Annotated in this window: 15 protein-coding genes and 2 tRNA genes; 7 read left to right on the forward strand and 10 right to left on the reverse strand. The window is 73.6% G+C overall.

Annotated elements, in window-relative coordinates; genetic code table 11:
- Positions 1-274: 274 nt before the first annotated feature.
- The 3 genes from ACFYPG_RS17265 to ACFYPG_RS17275 all read right to left on the reverse strand — a co-directional run bounded on the left by ACFYPG_RS17265 (position 275) and on the right by ACFYPG_RS17275 (position 1,574).
- Positions 275-412, reverse strand: coding sequence for a hypothetical protein (locus ACFYPG_RS17265; protein ID WP_387352767.1), 138 nt, complete (start codon positions 410-412; stop codon positions 275-277).
- Positions 409-1,008, reverse strand: coding sequence for a hypothetical protein (locus tag ACFYPG_RS17270; RefSeq protein WP_387352769.1), 600 nt, complete (start codon positions 1,006-1,008; stop codon positions 409-411). Before ACFYPG_RS17270 ends, ACFYPG_RS17265 begins: the two co-directional genes overlap by 4 nt.
- A gap of 323 nt (positions 1,009-1,331) precedes the next feature.
- Positions 1,332-1,574: a DUF6458 family protein gene (locus tag ACFYPG_RS17275; protein WP_091400768.1), complete on the reverse strand. Its 243-nt coding sequence runs from the start codon at positions 1,572-1,574 to the stop codon at positions 1,332-1,334.
- A gap of 146 nt (positions 1,575-1,720) precedes the next feature.
- Here ACFYPG_RS17275 and ACFYPG_RS17280 point away from each other — a divergent pair.
- Together ACFYPG_RS17280 and ACFYPG_RS17285 are read left to right on the forward strand one after the other, a co-directional pair.
- A tRNA-Gly gene (locus tag ACFYPG_RS17280) sits at positions 1,721-1,793 on the forward strand.
- A gap of 26 nt (positions 1,794-1,819) precedes the next feature.
- Positions 1,820-1,894 (forward strand) — tRNA-Val (locus tag ACFYPG_RS17285).
- A 74-nt stretch (positions 1,895-1,968) separates the two neighbouring features.
- On the opposite strand, the gene ACFYPG_RS17290 is transcribed toward ACFYPG_RS17285, so the two are convergent.
- From ACFYPG_RS17290 to ACFYPG_RS17305, 4 genes are read right to left on the reverse strand one after another with little or no spacing between them, the layout of a single operon-like run.
- Positions 1,969-4,728, reverse strand: a complete 2,760-nt coding sequence (locus ACFYPG_RS17290) for an FtsX-like permease family protein (RefSeq protein ID WP_387352771.1) — start codon at positions 4,726-4,728, stop codon at positions 1,969-1,971.
- On the reverse strand, positions 4,725-7,889 hold the full coding sequence (locus ACFYPG_RS17295) for an FtsX-like permease family protein (protein WP_387352772.1): 3,165 nt from the start codon (positions 7,887-7,889) through the stop codon (positions 4,725-4,727). Before ACFYPG_RS17295 ends, ACFYPG_RS17290 begins: the two co-directional genes overlap by 4 nt.
- A gap of 7 nt (positions 7,890-7,896) precedes the next feature.
- Positions 7,897-8,619, reverse strand: coding sequence for an ABC transporter ATP-binding protein (locus tag ACFYPG_RS17300; RefSeq protein WP_355007055.1), 723 nt, complete (start codon positions 8,617-8,619; stop codon positions 7,897-7,899).
- Positions 8,616-9,548, reverse strand: coding sequence for an ABC transporter ATP-binding protein (locus ACFYPG_RS17305; protein ID WP_355007054.1), 933 nt, complete (start codon positions 9,546-9,548; stop codon positions 8,616-8,618). Before ACFYPG_RS17305 ends, ACFYPG_RS17300 begins: the two co-directional genes overlap by 4 nt.
- A 203-nt stretch (positions 9,549-9,751) precedes the next feature.
- Here ACFYPG_RS17305 and ACFYPG_RS17310 point away from each other — a divergent pair, with 203 nt between their 5' ends.
- The 3 genes from ACFYPG_RS17310 (at position 9,752) to ACFYPG_RS17320 (ending at position 11,847) form a co-directional block, all read left to right on the forward strand.
- Positions 9,752-10,270, forward strand: a complete 519-nt coding sequence (locus tag ACFYPG_RS17310) for a sigma-70 family RNA polymerase sigma factor (protein ID WP_355007053.1) — start codon at positions 9,752-9,754, stop codon at positions 10,268-10,270.
- A complete protein-coding gene (locus ACFYPG_RS17315) occupies positions 10,267-10,734 on the forward strand; it encodes a hypothetical protein (protein ID WP_387352775.1) in 468 nt (155 codons plus the stop codon). The genes ACFYPG_RS17310 and ACFYPG_RS17315 overlap by 4 nt, the downstream gene beginning before the upstream one ends.
- Positions 10,735-10,827: 93 nt before the next feature.
- Positions 10,828-11,847, forward strand: a complete 1,020-nt coding sequence (locus tag ACFYPG_RS17320; protein ID WP_387352777.1) for an NAD-dependent epimerase/dehydratase family protein — start codon at positions 10,828-10,830, stop codon at positions 11,845-11,847.
- Positions 11,848-11,993: 146 nt separating this feature from the next.
- Here ACFYPG_RS17320 and ACFYPG_RS17325 read toward each other — a convergent pair whose 3' ends face one another.
- Positions 11,994-12,968 (reverse strand): Acg family FMN-binding oxidoreductase, encoded by a 975-nt coding sequence (locus tag ACFYPG_RS17325; protein ID WP_387352779.1) that lies wholly within the window; start codon positions 12,966-12,968, stop codon positions 11,994-11,996.
- Between the two features lie 276 nt (positions 12,969-13,244).
- On the opposite strand from ACFYPG_RS17325, the gene ACFYPG_RS17330 reads away from it, so the two are divergent.
- Positions 13,245-13,883: a response regulator transcription factor gene (locus ACFYPG_RS17330; protein ID WP_124860098.1), complete on the forward strand. Its 639-nt coding sequence runs from the start codon at positions 13,245-13,247 to the stop codon at positions 13,881-13,883.
- Positions 13,884-13,899: 16 nt separating this feature from the next.
- Here the strand turns inward: ACFYPG_RS17330 and ACFYPG_RS17335 are convergent, their stop codons facing one another.
- Together ACFYPG_RS17335 and ACFYPG_RS17340 are read right to left on the reverse strand one after the other, a co-directional pair.
- Entirely contained in the window at positions 13,900-15,564 is a 1,665-nt protein-coding gene (locus ACFYPG_RS17335; protein WP_387353426.1) for a GAF domain-containing protein, read from the reverse strand.
- A 97-nt stretch (positions 15,565-15,661) separates the two neighbouring features.
- Positions 15,662-16,657 (reverse strand): Acg family FMN-binding oxidoreductase, encoded by a 996-nt coding sequence (locus ACFYPG_RS17340; RefSeq protein WP_387352781.1) that lies wholly within the window; start codon positions 16,655-16,657, stop codon positions 15,662-15,664.
- A 251-nt stretch (positions 16,658-16,908) separates the two neighbouring features.
- Between ACFYPG_RS17340 and ACFYPG_RS17345 the strand changes: the two genes are divergently transcribed.
- Complete coding sequence (locus ACFYPG_RS17345) at positions 16,909-19,254, forward strand: heavy metal translocating P-type ATPase (protein WP_387352783.1); 2,346 nt, start codon at positions 16,909-16,911, stop codon at positions 19,252-19,254.
- Position 19,255 lies beyond the last annotated feature (1 nt).

Consider the following 19,255-nt stretch of genomic DNA (forward strand, 5'->3'; position numbering starts at 1 on the left):
CCATCGTTCCCCTTCCCCAGGTGCCACAGGAAAGACAACGCTGTCTGACCGCCGTAGTCAATGGTTTCGCCGGCAACCATCGCCTACCGGCCCGCACCATCCCAAGATCGTGCTGGATCCTGGATGTAGTGGTATCGCACCGTCGATGAGGCCACTACATCCAGGATCCAGCACGATCAGGGCGGCGGGCGGCGGGCGGCGGGCAGGCAGGCAGGCGGCAGGCAGGCAGGTGGCAGGCGGCAGGCGGTGCGGAGGGCGGCCGGCGCGGGCCGGTTCAAAAGGTCAACAGGCGGAACTCGCCCACCGGCCGGAAGCCGAGGCCGCGGTATACCGTCTCACCGACGGCCGACGAGGTGAGTGCGGCGGTGCAGGCGCCCCGCTCGGCAGCCAGTTCGAGGGCGGCCCTGGTCATGGCCGCGCCATGCCTCTGCGGCGCTGCTGCGGCTGGGTGCCGACGAAGTAGAGGGTGACCAGACCGTGGCTGATCCAGGCGACGGCCGTCGCGACGATCCGGCCGTCATCGAGGCGGCCGGCCAGCCGCAGCACTGTGCCCTCTCCGGTGAATGCCTTCTCCCGTTCGATCGTCGCCGCCACACCGTCCGCTGGGATTCCGGACACCCGGGCATAGGCCGGGACGAACGTGGCGAGGTCGGTGGTCTCGGCGATCCGCACACCGGCCGGAGTCGGCACCTCCGCGACCGCCCCGGTCCCCACGGTCATGATCGGCATGCGGGCGACCTGCGCCGCGCCGAGGGAGACCAGGCCGTCCGCGGTGCCGGCGTCGCTGTCCGGACCGACCCACCAGATCCGGGGTACGCCGTGCAGGCGCCTCCGGGCCTCGCTGAGCGCTTCCTGCGGTGTGCGCCCGACCACCCGCAGGACGCCGTTGAGGGGTGCGTGCGGCACGTCACTGCGGTAGGTCGGGAGGTCCGGCCCGCCGGCGACACCGATGTTCCAACCGAGCAGGTACGCCCGGTGCGCGGCCAACACCGTGTCGAGAGGCTCCATGATCTGGATCGTAACGCGGGGGCGGCAACCCCCTCGGCCAGCGGAAACAGGCACTGTGGACGACATCACCGGCGGCGGCCGGCACCTCGCCTGCCTCGTGTCTCTCCTGCCCCGTCAGCGATGGCGTCTGCGGACGGCCGTCTGCGGACGGGCCGGCCGCCGTCGGTGCGGCGGCCGGCCCGGATACGCAGTGGTCTGGCGGCTCCGCCAGCGGTGGTCTGGCGGCTCCGCCAGCGGTGGACCCGGCGGCTCCGCCAGCGGTGGACCCGGCGGCTCCGCCAGCGGTGGACCCGGCGGCCCCGCCAGCGGTGGACCCGGCCGGGTCACAGCGGCGGGGCGATGTCCCGCCGCTCCTCGACCTGGCGGTACTCCACCGGCTGCTCGGTGGTGGTGACGACCTGGCGGCGGCGACCCCAGATCAGCGTGGTCATGATCAGGCCGAGCACGCCGGCGCCCATCAGGATCCAGCCGACCACGTCGAGGTTGATGCCGCCGACGCTCGCGTCCAGTGCGAAGGTGAGGATCGCGCCGAGCGCGATCAGGAAGATGCTGGTGCCGATACCCACGACAGCCTCCTTAGGGGGTGTGGTGCGCTGTCGGATCGTTCAGTACCCCAGCCGGAACCAACGCAACCGCGACCGGCCAGGGTGCCGTTCCAAGCGATCTTGGCATCGGGTAGAGTTCACCTGTCGCCGGCGCTTGCCGGGGACGTGCGGACGTAGCGCAGCTGGTAGCGCATCACCTTGCCAAGGTGAGGGTCGCGGGTTCGAATCCCGTCGTCCGCTCGCGATGTGCCCTACGGGGCTGCCACGGGCGATTGGCGCAGTGGGAGCGCGCTTCCCTGACACGGAAGAGGTCACTGGTTCAAACCCAGTATCGCCCACCATCCACACAGAGCGATCAGTTGGCCCGTTGCCGGATATCCGGTGACGGGCCTCTTTCTTCATGGGTGACAATCGGTCATTCGCCGGCGCGGAGTACCTCACTCAGCCGGTCACGTCGCCGCAGCGCCGACTCGACGGGTACGACGGTGGCCGCCACCGCCAGCAGCGCCACGCTCACCAGGCCCAGCAGCCACCACGGCAGGACCGCCGCCGGGTCGGCGGCCTGGCCGGTGAGCAGCCGCAGGTCGAGCGGGCCGAGCGCCAGGCGGGCGAGCACGGCCCCGAGTAGCGGGCCGCACAGCGCGGTGACCACGACCGGCGGAAGCAACTCGCCGGCGGCGACCCAGCGGACGTCGCGTGGCCGCAGGCCGAGGGTCCGCAGCCGGGTCAGGGTCTGCCACCGCTGCGACGCACCGGCGGCGGCGGCGAGCGTGAGGCCGAGCAACCCCAGCGCCAGCAGCACCGCGGTAGCTGTCCACGCCAGCCGTATCAGCCCTGCCGTCAAAGGAGCCACCCGCTGCGCCCGCAGGACGTCCGTACGCAGCACGACGTCGGAGGCGACTCCGGTGTTCGACACGGCCCGCCCCGCGCCGGGACCGGTCACCCAGACGGTGTTCGCAACGGCGGGCAGCCCGGCGTGGGCAAGGGCCGTGGCGTCCACGATGACGACGTCGTCGACGCCGCCGACGGAGGGAGCGGTACCGACGGCGGCGAGGCGGATCGCCGGGGCGCGTTCGCGGGGGAGCTGCAGCCGTGAGCCGGTGCGCAGTTCGCCGGCTTTCGAGCGGACCAGCGCCGGGACCTCCCCGGGGCCCGGACCGGGAGCCGTGAGCCGGGCCAGCGCGGGCGCGTCGGGCAGCGGAGTGGTGGCCAGCAGGTGCTGGAACGCGGCGGCGTCCACGATGACCAGGCGTGGGGTGAGCAGCGTCGATTCGGCGAAGACGCGTGCCGAGTCGGTCACCTGCGCGACGACGACCTGCCCCACCCCGGGTGCGGCGGCGATGCGCTCGGCGAGTGCGGGCGTGGCGGTCTGGGCGTCCGCGCCGACGTCGAGGCGGGCGTCGGCGCCGACGGTGCTCCACGCGCCGTCGGTCAGGCCCCGGGTGACGGTGGCGCCGAGGATGAGCGCGAACGACGCGAGCGCCGTGGTGCTGACCAGCACCAGCAGGGGCAGCGCGCGTCCGGCCGTAGTGGTCGCCTGGGCGGCACCGAACACGGCCAGGGGGCGGCGTGAGCGCAGGGCCTGTCGGAGCGCGAACCGCGCCCCGAGGGGCAGTAGCCGGAGCAGGACGAGCGCGCCGACGAGCGCGCCCAGGGAGAGGGCGCTGACCGGCAGGATGAGGTCGCCGGTCAGTTCACCGGTGTCGCCGTCGGAGGCGGCGGGCACGAGCCCACGCTGGTGCAGTGTGACGAAGGCGGCGATCGCGGCGATCAGGACAGCGGCCTCCACGGCGGCGCGGCGCAGCTGGCCGGTGGCCCGGATCCAGCGCCGAGCGGCAGGGTTGGCGGGTTGGCGTCGGTCACGGCTGGCGCGGGCGGCGGCGAGGGTGCCGAACGCCGGCCCGGCGACGGCGCCGGCCAGGACCACGGGAACGGCCCAGGTCCAGGCGACGCCCGGAGCGGCCGCGCGCGCGAGTGCGAGCCCGACGGCGGCGGCCGACAGGGACACCACTGCGGACTCGATGACCAGTTCCGCGCCGAGGTCGGGGAGCGCCGCCCCACGCTGCCGGGCGATGCTGAGCACCGGGGTGCGGCGGCGGACCAGCAGGTCGGCGGCGAGCAGCAGGACCAGCACCGCGGCGGTGAGTACCCCGGCGAGCAGGATGGCGGCCTGTGCCGCAGCGGCGTTGTTGCGGGTACGGGCGTCGCGCAGGACGGTGTCGAGCTGCGATTCCCACTTCAGGGACTGGTCGCGGTCGCTCGACGAGCCGGAGGTCGCCTTGAGCTTGACCACCTGGCTGGCGAGCGCCGTGGTGGAGTCCGAGGTGAGCGCGTCGGGAACGGGTGCGAAGTGGACGGTGCGTCGCAGTTGGTCCTCGTCGACGGCGAGCCGGGCGTCCGGTAACGACTCGCGCGACAGCAGGCCGTTGAACCGGGTGGTCCCGACGCCGTCGACGCCGGGTACGGGGCGCAGCAGTGCCGGGGCGAGTCGCCAGGCCGGGTCGGCGCTGTCCGTGGGTCGGTAGATCCCGCTGACCCGGACGTCCTTGTCGCCACCCTGGCCGTCCTTGACCGTGATCCGGTCGCCCGGGTCGAGGTCGAGTGCGGCGGCGTCCGCCTCGGAGAGGCCGATCTGCACCGGCCAGGGGGGTCCGTCGTAGGGGACCTCGACGTACTCGTCGGAGACGGCGGGACCGGGCGGGCTGCCGGCGATCCAGGTGACGTCCGGGCCGCCGAGGTCACCGGCCAGGTAGGTGAACTGGAAGGTACGCGGGGAGCTGCCGTCGGTGATGTTGAGGATCGGGCCGTTGACGACGGCGACGGGCGGGAGCAGCGCGGCGTCCAGGTCGGGCCCGAGCGCGGACGTCGTTCGGGCGAGGAAGGCGTCGACCGCCTCGGCGAGGTTGGGCATCCGGACCCGACCACCGGTGGGTCCGTCGTCGCGTTCCCAGTCGGCGTGTGCCAGGACGTTCGAGTCGGTGCCGGCGTCGCGGACCGTGCCCTGGACGGCGTTGTCGGCGGCGGCGCGGAGCAGCGGCGGTACGGCCCCGGCGAGCAGCGTGACGGTCGCGATGACGGCGGCGGTGAGCAGCAGCGGCCCGACGTCGGTGCGGCCACGGCTGCGGACGCTGGGCCAGTGCGGCGTCGGCCACCGGCGGGTCAGCCACGGGTTCACGGTGCCACCCGCAGGTGCGCCGCGTCAGCCCGGCGGACCTGGACGGTGACCACGACGGCGACCGCCAGCACGCATCCGGCCAGCAGGACGGCGAGCAGTGCGGTCTCGGCCGGCCACGGCCAGTGTGGTTGGGCGACCGGGACGGGCGCCGCGCCGGTGTCGGAGCGCACCAGCAGGGGAGCGACGACGCGGGTGGCGAGCGCGCCGACGGCCGTCCCGGCCGCGAGCAGGGGCAGCAGTACGCCGGCATGTTGGCCGAGCAGCACGGCCCGAATGTCGCGCCGGGACATCCCCAGGCCGCGCAGCCGCGCCACCTCGACGGCGCGGACCTGCAGATCGCAGGTGACGTGCAGGACGACGCCGGCGAGCAGCAGCAGTGCGGCGGCCGGGACGATGAGCCGGAGAGCTGCCGGCAGCCCGGCGCTCAGCGGGCCGTCGGTGAGACGGGCGGTCTCCGCCTCGCGGGTCGCGACGGTGCCCAGGTGCAGGGCGGTGGCTCGCTCGGCGGCACCGGGTTCGGTCGGGCGGCCGACCCACCAGGCGTCGACCGGGAACGTCAGGTCGCCGGTGACGACGCGTGCGCGGGACAGCGTGTCCAGATCGGCCAGCACGGCGGCGGCACCGGGGGCGGACGGTACGGTCGGGATGACCTCGGTGACGACCACCGTGACGGGCGTGATGCCGACCGTGACGCTGAGTTTGCTGCCGCGATCGGCGCCGACCTCGCTGGCGAAGTGGTCGGAGATGGCGACGGGCACCGGGCCGGGGTCCGGGAAGGCGGTGGCGACGAGGGTCCGGGCGGCGTCGTCGGCGCCGGCGAGGTCGACTGTCGTTGCCATCCGCAGCGCGGTTCCCGTCGGCGTGGCGGACATCATGACCGTCGGGTCGACCAACCTGCCCGGGACCGGCGGCGCGGACGTGGCGGTCCAGTCCGACCCGTCGGTGGACCTGTCCGCCGAGCTGGCGGGTGGCACGGTGAGCGTGACGGCCACGGCGACGCGTCCGCCGACCGGGTCGGCGGCGATCGGCAGGGCGACAGCGACGAGGCGCAGTCCGTCGGCGGACGCGCAGTCGGGCAGCCGAACCTCCCGACCGTCGAGCCGTACGGGGGGACCGGTGCAGGATGTGCGCAGGCCGGTGGCGTCCTGCAGCAGCAGTTGGGGCGTCACGGCGAGCGGGGTGCCGCCGGAGGCGGTTCCGCTCAGGACGAGCGGGGCACCGGCCGGGACGGCGAGGCCGGTGACCCGGGTGCGTGGTGCCAGCGCGGCGCCGACGTCCGCCCATCCGCGCTCGCTGTCGAGCCGCCCGCGCAGCAGCGCGTCGGCGCGGGTGGTGTCGACGGCGACCAGACGCGGCGCGTCGCCGGCGGTGCCGAGCCACTGACCGACAGTGGTGCCACGGTCGAGGGCTGGGCTCACCGCCCCCGTGGTGGCCGCGCTGACGACGGCGCCGTCTCCGGCCACCGGCGCCGTGCTGAGGGTGAGCGCCAGGTCGGTGCCGACGGCGAGCGCGGCCTGGTCGCGTTGCGACTGGTGCCACGTGCTGTCGAAGGCGAGGCCGAAGGTGCCGGCCGCGCAGGCCAGCCCGACGAGCAGACCGGCGGCGACCGCTTGTGGCCGGCGGGCAGCCTCGGAGACCGCCAGCGGAAGCGCCAGCCCGCGGGCGCGATACGCCAGCCGGTCGGCACCGCGCAGGGCGGGGAGTACCACCCGGAGAGCCAGGGCGGCACCTGCGGTGAGCAGCAGTGCCGGCGCGAGCACCCGGACCGCGTCGGCGCGTGGGCTGGCGGTGGTGGGCTGCGCGTACAGCTGCCACCACCCGACGGCGGCGAATACCGCGAGCAGCAGGTCGGCGCCGGATCGGGCCAGCAGTTCGCGGCGGGTACGTCGCTCGCCGGCCGCCGGGACGGGTCGGATCGCCAGGACGGTGAGTACGGCGGCGAGCACCAGCGCGCCACCGACGACCGCGAGGACCTGGACGCCGGAGACGGCTGGCCGGACGGTCAGGCCGGCGTCGTCCAGCGGTGGCAGGTGGGTCAGACCGGCGTGCAGGGCCGACGAGGCAGGTATCGCGACGGCGACGGCGACGGCGGCGACGAGCCCGGCCTCGAGTGTCGCGGTGGCGGCGAGTTGGCGACGGCTGGCGCCCAGGGCGGCCCGCAGGGCAGTCTCGTCGGCGCGGATGCCCGCGGTCAGCCGGCCCGCGAGGACGAGTGCTGTCGCGGCCAGGACACCGCCGAGGACGGCGACGGCGAGCACGACGGCGGCGGTGACGTGCCGTTGGTCGTCGGCGGTCCGCAGGGTCAGCGGCAGGTCGGAGGCGACCCGTGCGAGCTGGACGCGCTCGCCGAGGGTGCCGGCCAACCGGCGGTCGGCGTTGTCGACGGCCCCGGCCACGGTCTCCAGGTTGCTGCGGTTGTTGCGGGACAGGTCCGGATGGGCGGTGACCTCCATCCGGTCGACTGTGGCGCCGGTGGTGACCAGGTCGGCGAGGTCGACGAGGAACGGGCCGTAGGCGTTGACCGGCTGCATGAAGCGGCCGTCCCGGTAGCCGAGGGCCGAGCCGGCCGCGGCCAGCGGGTCACGGTCCCAGCCGCGTCCCGCGAGGGGGCGCACCACACCGACGACTGTCACGTCGATGGCCGGGACGGGCGCGTGGGCCAGTTCGGCGCCGAGGCGTACCCGGCGACCGGGGGTGAGGCCGAGCAGTTGTGCGGTGGACTCCAGCAGCACCGCGTCGCCCGGGTGCTGTGGCCAGCGCCCGGTGACCAGCTCGGCTCGGGTCGGTAGGTCGTCCAGCCCCGACAGGTAGGCCTGCGGCGGGACTGTGGTGCCCGTGGCGAGCGTGGGCGGCAGCGCCCGCAGCACCGTCGACGCCCGCGCGGTTGTCGTCACCGGGATCGGTGCGAGCGTGGAGGCCACCACGGTACGGGTGTCGGCGGCGACGGACTGCGTGTCGCGGCCCTCGACGGTGCCGGTGTAGACGGTCACGTCGACGTCCGCGGGGGCGGCGCGGGCCATGGCGACCTCCAGCGCCCGCTCGGCGGTGCGGGTGACGAGCAGGGTGCAGGTGCCCAGCAGGGTCGCGCCGATCGTGACGACCCCGAGGAGGGCTGCCAGCAACGGCCACTGCGCGCGGGCGCGCCGGCTGACCAACCTCATCGTCGCGTCACCCGGCGTCCGGCACGGGTACGTACGGCTGCCCGGCCGCCTGTTCGTCGAGCTGACCGTCGTGGATGCGGATCACCCGGTCGGCCAGGGCCATCATCACCGCGTCGTGGGTCGACACCAGTACCGTGACGCCCTCGGATTCCACTATCCCGCGCAGCAGCGCCATCACCGACAGGCCGGTCTCGGCGTCCAGTTGCCCGGTGGGCTCGTCGGCGAGCAGGAGCTTGGGTGAGGCGGCCAGCGCGCGGGCGATCGCCACCCGCTGCTGCTGGCCGCCGGACAGCTCGGCCGGCCGCTGCCGGGCGTGGTCGGCCAGGCCGATCAGCTCCAGCAGCAACTCGACCCGCCGCTCGCGCTCGGTTGGGGCGACGCGGGCCATCCGCAGCGGGGCCGCGACGTTCTCCGCTGCCGACAGCACCGGGATCAACCCGAAGCTCTGGAAGACGTACGACACCTTGTCGCGTCGCAGCCGGGACAGGCCGTCCTCGTCGAGTGCTGTCACGTCGGTGCCGTCGACGTGCACGGTGCCGGCGTCCGGGCGGTCCAGGCCACCGATGACGTTGAGCAGGGTGGTCTTGCCCGAGCCGGACCGGCCGACCAGCGCCACCATCGAACCGGCGGTCACGTCGAGCGACACGCCGTTCAGGGCGTGCACGACGGTCGGCCCGGTGCGAAAGCGCCGGTGTACGCCGCGCACGCTCAGCAGCGGCTCGCTACTCATTCGCCGCTTCCCGAGTCGGGATGGATCGTGATGTGGTCGGGTTCCAGGGCCAGCCGGACCCGTCGGGTCAGCGCCAGCGCCTGGCGGAACTCGCGGGGCACCTGGACCCGCCCGGCCCGGTCCATCACGGCGTACTCCTCGGCGATCATGTGCGTGTCGCCCTCCGCGTCGGTGGTGGTGCGGCGCAGCACCTCGCTGCTGGTGCGCCCGTCCCGGATCGCGACGGTCCGTTCGACCTGGCCGCTGACCTCCGGGTCGTGGGTGACCACGACGACGGTGACGCCGTAGCGCCGGTTGACGTCGCGCAGCACACCGAAGACCTCGGCGGATGTGGCCGCGTCCAGCTCGCCGGTCGGCTCGTCGGCGAGCAGGACCCGAGGCTGATTGGCCAGCGCCACCGCGATCGCGACCCGCATCTGCTGCCCTCCGGAGAGTTGCCCGGGGCGGCGATCGGCGCAGTCGGCGACACCGAGGCTGTCCAGCAGCTCGGCCGCGCGCTCCCGGCGTTCCTGCTTCGGGGTACGGGCCGCCGTCATCGGCAGGTCCACCATCTCCCGTGCGGTCAGGTAGGGGATCAGGTTGCTCGCCGTCTGCTGCCGTACGAACCCGACGGTGTGCCGTCGGTAGTCCACCCGGTCCGCGCGGGACATCGTCAGCAGATTCCACTCCTCGACCCGGACCCGCCCGGCGGTGGGGGCGTCGATGCCGGCCAGGATGGACAGCAGTGTCGACTTGCCCGAGCCGGAGGCACCGACGACGGCGACCAGCTCGCCGCTCTCCACGGCCAGGTCCAGTCCCTGCAGTGCCTGCACCTCGATCGAACCGGTCTGGTAGATCCGCACCAGGTTCTCGCAGACGATGAGCGCGTCGTGGCCGAACTCGGGTGCCCGCGCGGAGGGCTGCGGCAGGGACAGCGGGGTGCTGGACATTCCCTGCTCCGTCCGGGTTGTGCTGAGGCAGATTGAAGCAGTTTCGCAATCGGCGGCTTCGTTGACCATGCCCGGGGTGGCTTTCCTGCATTCTGGGCGGGGGTCTACCGTCGCGACCCTCCACCCGCCGAGGCCGGTTCTCGCTGTGGCGGGTCGTGAACCTGCCGGGCTTCCACGCCGACTGAACAGGCGAAGGAGGGCCGATGAGCGATGAGTTGCTGGTGGTCCGCTGCCAGTTGGGTGAACGGGAGGCGTTCGCCGAGCTGGTGCAGGGCTGGCATCCGGCGGTCGAACGGTACGTCGGGCGGATGCTCGGTGGGTCCGACGACGATGTGGTGCAGGAAATCTGGTTGGCGGTCTTCAAGGGGTTGCCAAAGTTGCGGCAGCCGGACCGGTTCACCCCGTGGCTGTTCATCATCGCCCGGCGGGCGGTGATGAACCGGCTGCGGGACGCGTACGCCCGCCCGGAGCCCGAACCGATCGACGACCTGCCCGGCGGCGACGAGGCGCAGGAGGTCGTCGACCGGGAGACGCTGGCCGGGGCGCTGGCGGCGCTCCCCGCCCGGGAACGGGAGGTGCTTCTGCTGTTCTACCTGGAGGACCAGCCGCTGGACGCCTGCGCGTTGATCTGCGGCGTACCCGTCGGCACTGTCAAGTCGCGGCTCAACCGGGCCCGCAGGTTGTTACGTCACGAGCTGGTGCGGAAGGGGTACGAGGCATGACTCCGGAAGAGGTGCTGGCGCGACTGGACGCGCCGTTGTCGCTGCGCAGGCGGGTCGGCTACCTGGCCCTGGCCTTCACCGGTCTCACCGCGAGCGCCCTGATCGGCCTGCTCTGGGCCACCGAGCCCGGGTTGCCGACGCGCACCAACGTGGCCTTCGCCGTCCTGGTGGCGATCGGCCTGTGCTGGGCGGTGTTCGGTGGTTGGGCAGTGACTCGACGGACTCCGCTGTTCGCCCGGGATCGGGTGGTCGCCGGCTGGCTCGGCGTCGGAGCCTGGCTGGCATTCAGCGTTGGCGCGTTGATCATCAGCCTGCTGCGACACGAACTGGAGCCGGCGCTGCTGGGCGTTGTGGTCCTGCTCGGCGCGGTGGCGGCCCTGAACCTGCGGGCGGCCCGTCGGGCACGTGCGGCGCTGCTGCGCCGCAGGAGCGTGCTGGCCGGACCGGCGACCGGCAGCGGGTGAACGGCGGCACCACCGTCCGGTTCTGCCACGGGCAGATCCGCTGCCGGCGAACGGGGGTGCCCTTCGCCGACCGGTGCCAGCAGGGTGGAGCGCATGAGACTGCTGGTGCTGGGTGGTACGGGATTCGTGGGCGGGGCCACCGTCGCCGAGGCGGTACGCCGCGGTTGGACGGTGACGGTGTTCAACCGAGGGCTGCACGGCACGGTGCCGTCCGGCGTACACCGGTTGCGGGGTGACCGCACCGCGCCGGACGGTCTGGCCGCGCTCGCCGGCGGCGAGTGGGACGTCGCTGTGGACACCTGGGACGGTGCGCCGAGGGCCGCCGGCGACGCCGCACGCGCCCTGGTCGACACGGTCGGCCACTACGTGTACGTGTCCAGCGGCTCGGTCTACACCGACCATGCCGCAGCGGGGTTGCACGAGGACTCCCCGGTGGTGGACGCCGACCCGGGCTCCGTCGACGGCGACTACCCGCAGCTCAAGGCCGGTGCCGAGCGCGCCGTGCGGGAAGTGTTCGGTGGGCGTGCGCTGGTCGCCCGGGCCGGCCTGATCCTGGGCCCGGGCGAGGACATCGGCCGGCTGCCCTGGTGGCTACGGCGCATCGAGCGGGGCGGGGACGTGCTCGCCCCCGCCCCGGCCGACCTGCCGGTGCAGTACGTCGACGTCCGCGACCTGGCGGGGTGGATGCTCGACGCGGGCACCCGGAAGGTGGGCGGCACGTTCAACGCGGTCGGCCGTCCGACGCAGACCACGATGGGCGAGCTGCTCGACGCGTGCGTGGCCGCCACCGGTGCCGACGCCCGGTTGCGGTGGACCGATCCGGCGTCGATCCTCGCCGCCGGGGTGCAGCCGTGGAGCGACCTGCCGATCTGGCTGCCGCGTGGCCACCCGTACCGGGGGTTGCTGGAGCAGGACGTGACCCGGGCCCTCGCTGCCGGATTGACCTGCCGGCCGGTGGCCGAGACCGTCGCCGACACCTGGCGGTGGCTGCGCGAGGTCGGTGCGGTTCCGCCGCGCGCCGGGCGACCGCACCGCAGCTCGATCGGGTTGGACCCGACCCTGGAGGCGACGGTGCTCGCCGTACAGGAATCAGTGACCCCGGGTGCAGACTAAGTGATCATTAAGGTCTCTCGTCCCATTTGCCATAACGCACGGTCATCGGCATAGACAAAATCTGTGAGGCATCCCTACAGTTCGGCCGACTAGTTTTCATTGTCACGGGGGATCTTTGATGACCGCTAGCCGCTGGCTGCTTGGCGTCAGGAACGCGCCACCGGCAGGTCCAGCACCTCGTCGACGCTCCGGCGTGGGGTCGGCCGGCCCGGTTGGCCGTACCCGATGCGCAGCACCATCTGCGGCGCGCCGAACCGCCCCAGCGACACCCGTAGCTGCTCCCGGGCGGTGGGCACCTCGATCGGCTGGGACAGCATCGACACGCTCAACCCCGAGTCGATGGCGGTGAGCAGCACCCGTTGCAGGGCCTGCCCGGCGACGACCTGGTCGATGGCGGTGTTGCCGATCGAGCCGAGCACTCCCACCAGCGGCTCCGGTTCGAAGTCTCGTCCCGGCGCCCGTTCGCGCCCACCGAAGCCGCGCGTCGGCAGCACGTCCTGCGGCTCGTACTGGGGGCCGCCGGCCGCGGCCGGTACGCCGTCCGGCGTGGGCTCGTGACGCAGCCACTGTTCCCGCTCGGCGCGGTACGCCGGGTCGCGCTCCAGGACCCGGTGGGCACTGCGGGCGATCTCACCGAATGCCGTCACCGCGCTCACCCCGATCAGCATCTCCAGCCAGCACCCCTCGGCGCGGGCCGCCTCACCGAGGCGCCACCGCGCGTCGGACGGCACCGGGTCTGGCCAGAACGGCAACCGGTTGCTGAACCGGCGGGGGATGGCCGCGTGCAGGCTCTGCTCGGCGGGTGTGGGCCGGCGCGGGATGTCCGGCACCAGCCGAGCCAGCAGATCCGGTTCGGCCGGGTCGGGGCGCAGCCGTAACTGGGCCGGGACGCCGGCCACGGCCAGCGCGACCCGCAGGTTGAACAGCGCGGCACCGCAGGCGATCCGTACGCCCCAACCGCTCGGATCGGTTGCCGGCAGGCGCCGGGTCGGATCGGCCAGCACCTCGATACCGCCGTCGCGCAGCCGTAGCCGCCACGGCTGGGTGTTGTGCAGCGACGGCGCGCGGACCGCGTCTGCGGCGGCGGCCCGCAGTTGATCTGTGGTGTAGCCGATGTCCATGGCGGTGATCCCTTCCGGTGGTCCGGTCGTCGAGCCGCGACGGCCGGCGCACTCCTACAGTCCGCCCACCGGGAGCGCGCCGAGCAGTGCCAGACGTCCCGATCCACCGGGCCCGACCGCCCGGGCCGGGACCACGTCGAGTCCCTCTGCGGGCCGAGGTGGTGCCGTTCCGCCCGCCGCGCACCGACGCCATTCGGGACGACGTAGGGCCCGGAGCCCGGCGGGTCGGGACCTTCGGCCCGTGCACCCGCCGCCCGGCACCTGTAGAAACGAGGGATGATCCGGGTTTTCCTCCTCGACGACCATGAGGTCGTCCGCCGTGGCCTGGCCGACCTGTTGCAGAGCAGCGGCGACATCGAGGTGGTCGGCGAGTCCGGCTCGGCGCAGGAGGCGGCCCGCCGCATCCCGGCGCTGCGGCCCGACGTGGCGATCCTCGACGCGCGGCTGCCGGACGGCAACGGCATCGACGTGTGCCGCGACGTCCGCGCCGTCGACTCGTCCATCAAGGGGCTGATCCTCACCTCGTACGAGGACGACGAGGCGCTGTTCGCGGCCATCATGGCCGGTGCCGCCGGGTATGTGCTCAAGCAGATCCGTGGCACCGACCTGGTCGACGCGGTGCGTCGCGTCGCGGCTGGGCAGTCGCTGCTCGACCCGGCGATCACCACCCGGGTGCTGGAGCGCATCCGCAACGGCGTCGAGCAGCCGCGCGAGCTGAAGTCGCTCACCGAGCAGGAGCGGCGGATCCTGGAGTACGTGGCCGAGGGGCTGACCAACCGGGAGATCGCCGGTCGGATGTTCCTGGCGGAGAAGACGGTGAAGAACTACGTCTCCAGCGTGCTGGCCAAGCTGGGCCTGGAGCGCCGCACGCAGGCCGCCGTTCTGGCCACGCGTCTGCTCGGCAAGGCGCCCTGACCCGGGTCGCGGGAGTTCAGTCGCGCAGCGGCACGGCCCAGCACACCTTGGTGCCGTGCGACTCGGCCGCGGTGACCGTGAAGGTGCCGTCGAGGCGGCTGGCACGTTCGCGCAGGTTGACCAGGCCACCCCGGGCGTCGGCCGGGTCGCAGCCCACCCCGTTGTCGGTGACCGTCACGGTGACCTGGCCGGAGTCGACGCGTACGGCGACGTCGACGCGGGTGCACTGCGCGTGGCGGACCACGTTCGACAGCGCCTCGCGCAGCACAGCGGCGAGGTCCGGGCGGATGGCGTCCGGCACGGCGCTGTCCACCGGCCCGGAAAGCTCCAGGTGCGGCTTGAAGCCCAGCGCTTCCGCGGCAGCCTCGATCGCCGCCCGGATCTCGGTGCGCAGCTCCGAGGTCATCGGCGTACGCAGCTCGAAGATCGTCCGGCGGATGTCGCGGATGGTGGCGTCCAGATCGTCGACCGCCGCGTTGATCCGCTTGGCCACCTCCGGGCGGGCCATCGGGGCGGCGCTCTGGAGTTGCAGGCCGGTGGCGAAGAGTCGTTGGATCACCACGTCGTGCAGGTCGCGGGCGATCCGCTCGCGGTCCTCCAGAACCACCAGCAGTTCCCGTTCCTCCTGGGCGCGCGCCCGTTCCATGGCCAGCGCGGCCTGCCCGGCGAAGCTGCCCAGCAGCGTCAGGTCCTCCTCGCTGGCGCCACCGCCGCGCTCCGGCCGGTGCGCCACGATCAGCACGCCATGCAGGGCCTCGGCGGTGGTGAGTGGCGAGATCATCGCCGGGCCGGTGTGCAGCAGCGCCGGCCACGGCGCGGCGTGCGCCAGGTCGTCCACCTGGTCGTGCCGGCCCTCGGCGACCGCCGCGCCGAAGCTGGTGTCGGCGGCGGGCAGGACCGCGCCGACGAGTGCGTGGGCCTGCTCGTCGGCGCCGTCGACCACCTCCACGGAGAACTGCTCGGTGTCGCTGTCGTAGAGCAGCACCAGCGCCAGCTCGGCCTCGGCGACCTCGCGGGCTCGGCGGGCGACCAACGCCAACGCGTCGGTACGGCGTACCTCGCCCAGCAGCACCGTGGTGATCTCGGCGGTGGCGGCGAGCCAGCGTTCCCGCCGATGCGCCAGGGCGTACAGGCGGGCGTTCTCGATGGCCACACCGGCGGCGGCGGCGAGCGCGACGACGATCTCCTCGTCGTCCTCGGTGAACTGGGCACCGCCCTGCTTCTCCGCCAGGTAGAGGTTGCCGAAGATCTGGTCGCGGATGAGGACCGGCACGCCCAGGAAGCTGTGCATGGGCGGGTGGTTGGCCGGGAACCCGTAGGAGCGGGGGTGCTGGGTGATGTCGGGCATCCGCAGCGGCCGGGGATCGTCGATGAGCAGGCCGAGCACGCCGCGGCCGTGCGGCAGGTCGCCGATCTGCTCGTGCTGCTCGGGCGTGATGCCGTGGACGATGAAGTCGTGCAGCAGTCGGTCCGGGCCGACCACGCCGTACCGGGCGCCGACCAACTCGCAGGCCGCCTGAACGATGCGTTGCAGGGTGGTGCGCAGATCCAGGTTGGTGCCGATGCCGACCACCGCGTCGAGCAGGGCCCGCAGGCGCTCCCGGCTGGTCATCACCTCACCGACCCGGACCAGCATCTCCTGCAACAGCTCGTCGAGGCGGACCCGCGACAGCGGGCTCAGCCCGAGCGACGGGGTCGCTGGCGATTCCCGAGGGGGTTGCGGCGCGCTGCTGGTCACCGGGCGATGGTAGCGCCGGTGACTTTCCTGGCCGAGACCGTCAACCGTGCTCGCCCCGGACCACGGAGGTGTCGACCACCTGCGCGGTGGCCAGCCGCGGCGTGTGCGGCGAACCCGCCTGCGTCGGGTCCGCGATGCCCAACCGCAACGCGATGTACGGGAAGCCGATCCCGGAGAGCATCTGACGCAAGGTCTGCCGGGTGCCCGGCACCTCCACCACCGCGCTGAGCGGCACCACGGACACGCCAAGCCGGGTGGCGGTCAGCCAACCGGCGGAGAGCGCCTCGCCGGCGCGCAGCCAACTGTCCCGCTCGTCCTCGTCGCCGTGCAGCATCGCGTACACCGCCATCCGGTCGTGGCCCGGGCCCACCGGCAGGCTGCCGGGACGGCCGAAGTCGCGGCCCGGCACGGTGGTCTGCGCAGGCTGCTCGGGCAGCACCTCGGCGGGCAGGCCGGTGCCCTCGCCGGCCCGGCTGGTCCAGTACGCCAGCTCGGCGCGCAGCTCCGGATCCTCGGCCTCGACCGTGTCGGCGTGCCCGGCGGTGGCGGCCAGCTCCAACATCTCGTCGCGGTCGAGGATCTGCAACCGACAACCCTCGGCGGTGACCGCCCGGGTAATCTCCTCGATCGCGGTGGGCGGCACCGGCTCGTCGCTGACCGGCCGCCGGTCGGTGTGCCGGACCTGCATGCACTGCACCATGCGCATGGCGTCCGGGTCGGCCGTGGTGTGGCTGAGGTCGGTCAGCCGGGCCAGTAGCTCGCCGTCGGCCGGGTCGGGCAGCCGTTCCACCACGGCGCGCCACCCTTCGGCGGCCAGCGCCAGTCGAGCGTGGTGCAGGGCGGTGCCGCAACTGATCGCGAGCAGTCGACCCTCGGGATCGCTGGCGGCGAGCTGTCGGTCGGCGACCGAGCGCAGCTCCAGCGCGTCGGGCAGCACCCGCCAACGCCACGGCTGGGTGTTGTGCACCGAGGGGGCGTGGCCGGCTGTGGCGGCGGCCTCCGCCAGCGCGGTGGTCAGCTGACTTTCCTGACTCATGGTCACGACCTTTCCGTCTCTGCTCATCGTGCCTCACGACGCGGTGCTGTACCGGGTTGCCGCCTCATCCTGTGGCATCCGGTGCCGTCCGCGCAGGGGTCGCAGGTCCCGACCCCGCCGGGTCGTTACGCCCATCGCCCCGACCCGCCGCCCGTCCGGGCATCGTGCGGTCCGCCGCAGATGGTTGCCGCTCGGCTGGCGAAAAGCCCCGTGTCCGGCCCGTGGCGGCCCAGTGCTGCGACGATGCGCAGGTGAGGACGGAGGCGACCGAGTGTGTGCCGGAGCAGCCGGCCCGACGCCGTATCCGCCACTGGTGGGCGTGGGCGCCGCTGGTCGGGCTCACCGCCGCAGTGCTGGCGGGTGCGGTGCTGCGGATCGCCGGCCGGCCCGGCGCAGCCGACCTGATCTGGGCGGCCGTCACGGTGGTCGCGCTGCTGCCCGCCGTCTGGTCGATGTTGCGGGCGTTCTGGCACCGGCACTTCGGCGTGGACGTGATCGCCGTGCTTGCCCTGGCCGGCGCGCTCGGGGTCGGGGAGTACCTGGCCGGGGCGGTGATCGCGGTGATGGTGGCGACCGGACGGTCATTGGAGGCGTACGCGCAGCGCCGGGCCACCCGCGACCTGCGGGCCCTGCTGGAGCGCGCTCCGCGTACCGCACGTCGGCGTGGGCCTGGCGGCGCGATCGAGGTGGTGCCGCTGGACCAGGTGGCGGTGAAGGACCGGTTGCTGGTCGGCCCGGGGGACGTGGTGCCGGTCGACGGGACCATCGACGATGCGGCCACCCTGGACGAGTCGGTGGTGACCGGGGAGTCGCGGCTGGTCCAGCGGACGGCCGGTGACGCGGTGGCCAGCGGCGTGGTCAACGCCGGAGCCGGGTTCGGCATGCGGGCGACGAAGAGCGCGGCACAGAGCACCTACGCCGGAATCGTCCGGCTGGCCGAGGAGGCCACCGCCCACAAGGCCCCGATGGTCCGGTTGGCGGACCGGTACGCCGCCGCGTTCGTGCCGTTCACGCTGATTCTGGCCGGGTTGGCGTGGCTGCTCTCCGGCGACGTGGTCCGGGCGGTGTCGGTGCTGGTGGTCGCCACCCCCTGCCCGCTGCTGCTGGCCACCCCGATCGCGATCGTGTCCGGCCTGTCCCGGGTGGCAAGGCGCGGGGTCCTGGTCCGCGACGGTGGCGCGCTGGAACTGCTCGGCCGGGCCCGGACATTGCTGGTGGACAAGACCGGCACGCTGACGGCCGGCCGCCCGCGCGCCGCCGAGACGGTGGTCGCCCCGGGCGGAGACCGGGACGAGGTGCTGCGGCTGGCCGCCTCGGTCGAACAGCTCTCCCCACACGTGCTGGCCGCCGCGCTGGTCCGGCAGGCCCGGGAGCGCGGGCTGGCGCTGACCGAGCCGACCGGGGTCACCGAGGAGCCGGGCCGGGGGGTCAGCGGCCGGGTCGACGGGCGGCTGATCCAGGTCGGCCAGTTCACCGGCGAGCTGCCCGACTGGGCGGACCGGGCGCGGGCCCGCACCGAGCTGGCCGGTTGGTCCGCGGTGTGGGTCAGCGACGAGGGTGGCGTGCTCGGCGCGATCCTGCTGGAGGATCCGGTGCGCCCCGACGCCCGCCGAACCGTACGCCGGCTGCGCGCGGCAGGGCTGCGGCGCATCGTGATGGTCACCGGTGACCAGCCGGCCACCGCCGCTCAGGTCGCCGAGGCGGTCGGCGTGGACGACGTTCTCGCCCACTGCACGCCGCAGGAGAAGGTGAACCGGGTACGGGCCGAAGCCGACCGGGCGGTCACCGTGATGGTCGGCGACGGGGTCAACGACGCTCCTGCGCTGGCTGAGGCGCACGTCGGCATGGCGATGGGTGCGACCGGCGCGAGCGCCTCGGCGGACGTGGCCGACGCGGTGCTCACCGTGGACCGGCTGGACCGGCTCGCCGACGCGGTGGAGATCGCCCGGTACGCCCGGCGGATCGCCGTGCAGAGCGCCACCGTCGGGATGGCGTTGGCCGTGCTGGCGATGCTCGTGGCGGCGGCCGGTCGGCTGCCCCCGGTCGCTGGCGCGTTCCTTCAGGAGGGCATCGACGTGTTGGTGATCCTCAACGCGCTGCGGGCACTGGGAGGTGGGCTGCGCCGGCGCGACGTCCCGCCGCGCACCCGGGAGTTGCTCGCCCACTACGCGGCGGAACATCAGGCGGTCCGCGACGTGCTGGCCGGGTTGCGGGACACCGCCGACCTGGTCGCCACCGACCCGGCCTCGCCGAGGTGCCTGCCGGCGGTACGCGAGACGCACCGCCGGTTGACCGAACGCGTGCTGCCGCACGTGACTGCCGAGGAGCGACAGCTCTACCCCGCGCTGGCCGCCCCGCTGGGCAGCGAGGAGGCGACGTCGACGATGAGTCGGGCACACGTGGAGATCCGCCGCCAGGTGGACCTGCTCGGCGCCCAACTCGCCCAGACCGCCGACGGCCGGCCGCGCCCCGATCAGGTTCCCGACCTGCTGGCCACCCTCTACGGGTTGGACGCGGTGCTGCGCCTGCACCTGGCTCAGGAAGAGGAGGAGTTCTTCTCCCTCGACCCGTCCGACCCGACGACCGCCCGGCGGTGAC

The organism is Micromonospora sp. NPDC005553 (assembly GCF_042871765.1).
Lineage (GTDB): Bacteria > Actinomycetota > Actinomycetes > Mycobacteriales > Micromonosporaceae > Micromonospora.

Excerpts from the sequence above, each read along its gene's own strand:
- ACFYPG_RS17310 (WP_355007053.1), top strand. The coding sequence starts at position 9,752 with ATGAGCGATGAGTTGCTGGTGGTCCGCTGCCAGTTGGGTGAACGGGAG.
- ACFYPG_RS17315 (WP_387352775.1), top strand. The coding sequence starts at position 10,267 with ATGACTCCGGAAGAGGTGCTGGCGCGACTGGACGCGCCGTTGTCGCTG.
- ACFYPG_RS17305 (WP_355007054.1), bottom strand. The coding sequence starts at position 9,548 with ATGTCCAGCACCCCGCTGTCCCTGCCGCAGCCCTCCGCGCGGGCACCC.
- ACFYPG_RS17300 (WP_355007055.1), bottom strand. The coding sequence starts at position 8,619 with ATGAGTAGCGAGCCGCTGCTGAGCGTGCGCGGCGTACACCGGCGCTTT.
- ACFYPG_RS17325 (WP_387352779.1), bottom strand. The coding sequence starts at position 12,968 with ATGGACATCGGCTACACCACAGATCAACTGCGGGCCGCCGCCGCAGAC.
- ACFYPG_RS17295 (WP_387352772.1), bottom strand. The coding sequence starts at position 7,889 with ATGAGGTTGGTCAGCCGGCGCGCCCGCGCGCAGTGGCCGTTGCTGGCA.
- ACFYPG_RS17340 (WP_387352781.1), bottom strand. The coding sequence starts at position 16,657 with ATGAGTCAGGAAAGTCAGCTGACCACCGCGCTGGCGGAGGCCGCCGCC.
- ACFYPG_RS17265 (WP_387352767.1), bottom strand. The coding sequence starts at position 412 with ATGACCAGGGCCGCCCTCGAACTGGCTGCCGAGCGGGGCGCCTGCACC.
- ACFYPG_RS17330 (WP_124860098.1), top strand. The coding sequence starts at position 13,245 with ATGATCCGGGTTTTCCTCCTCGACGACCATGAGGTCGTCCGCCGTGGC.
- ACFYPG_RS17320 (WP_387352777.1), top strand. The coding sequence starts at position 10,828 with ATGAGACTGCTGGTGCTGGGTGGTACGGGATTCGTGGGCGGGGCCACC.
- ACFYPG_RS17270 (WP_387352769.1), bottom strand. The coding sequence starts at position 1,008 with ATGGAGCCTCTCGACACGGTGTTGGCCGCGCACCGGGCGTACCTGCTC.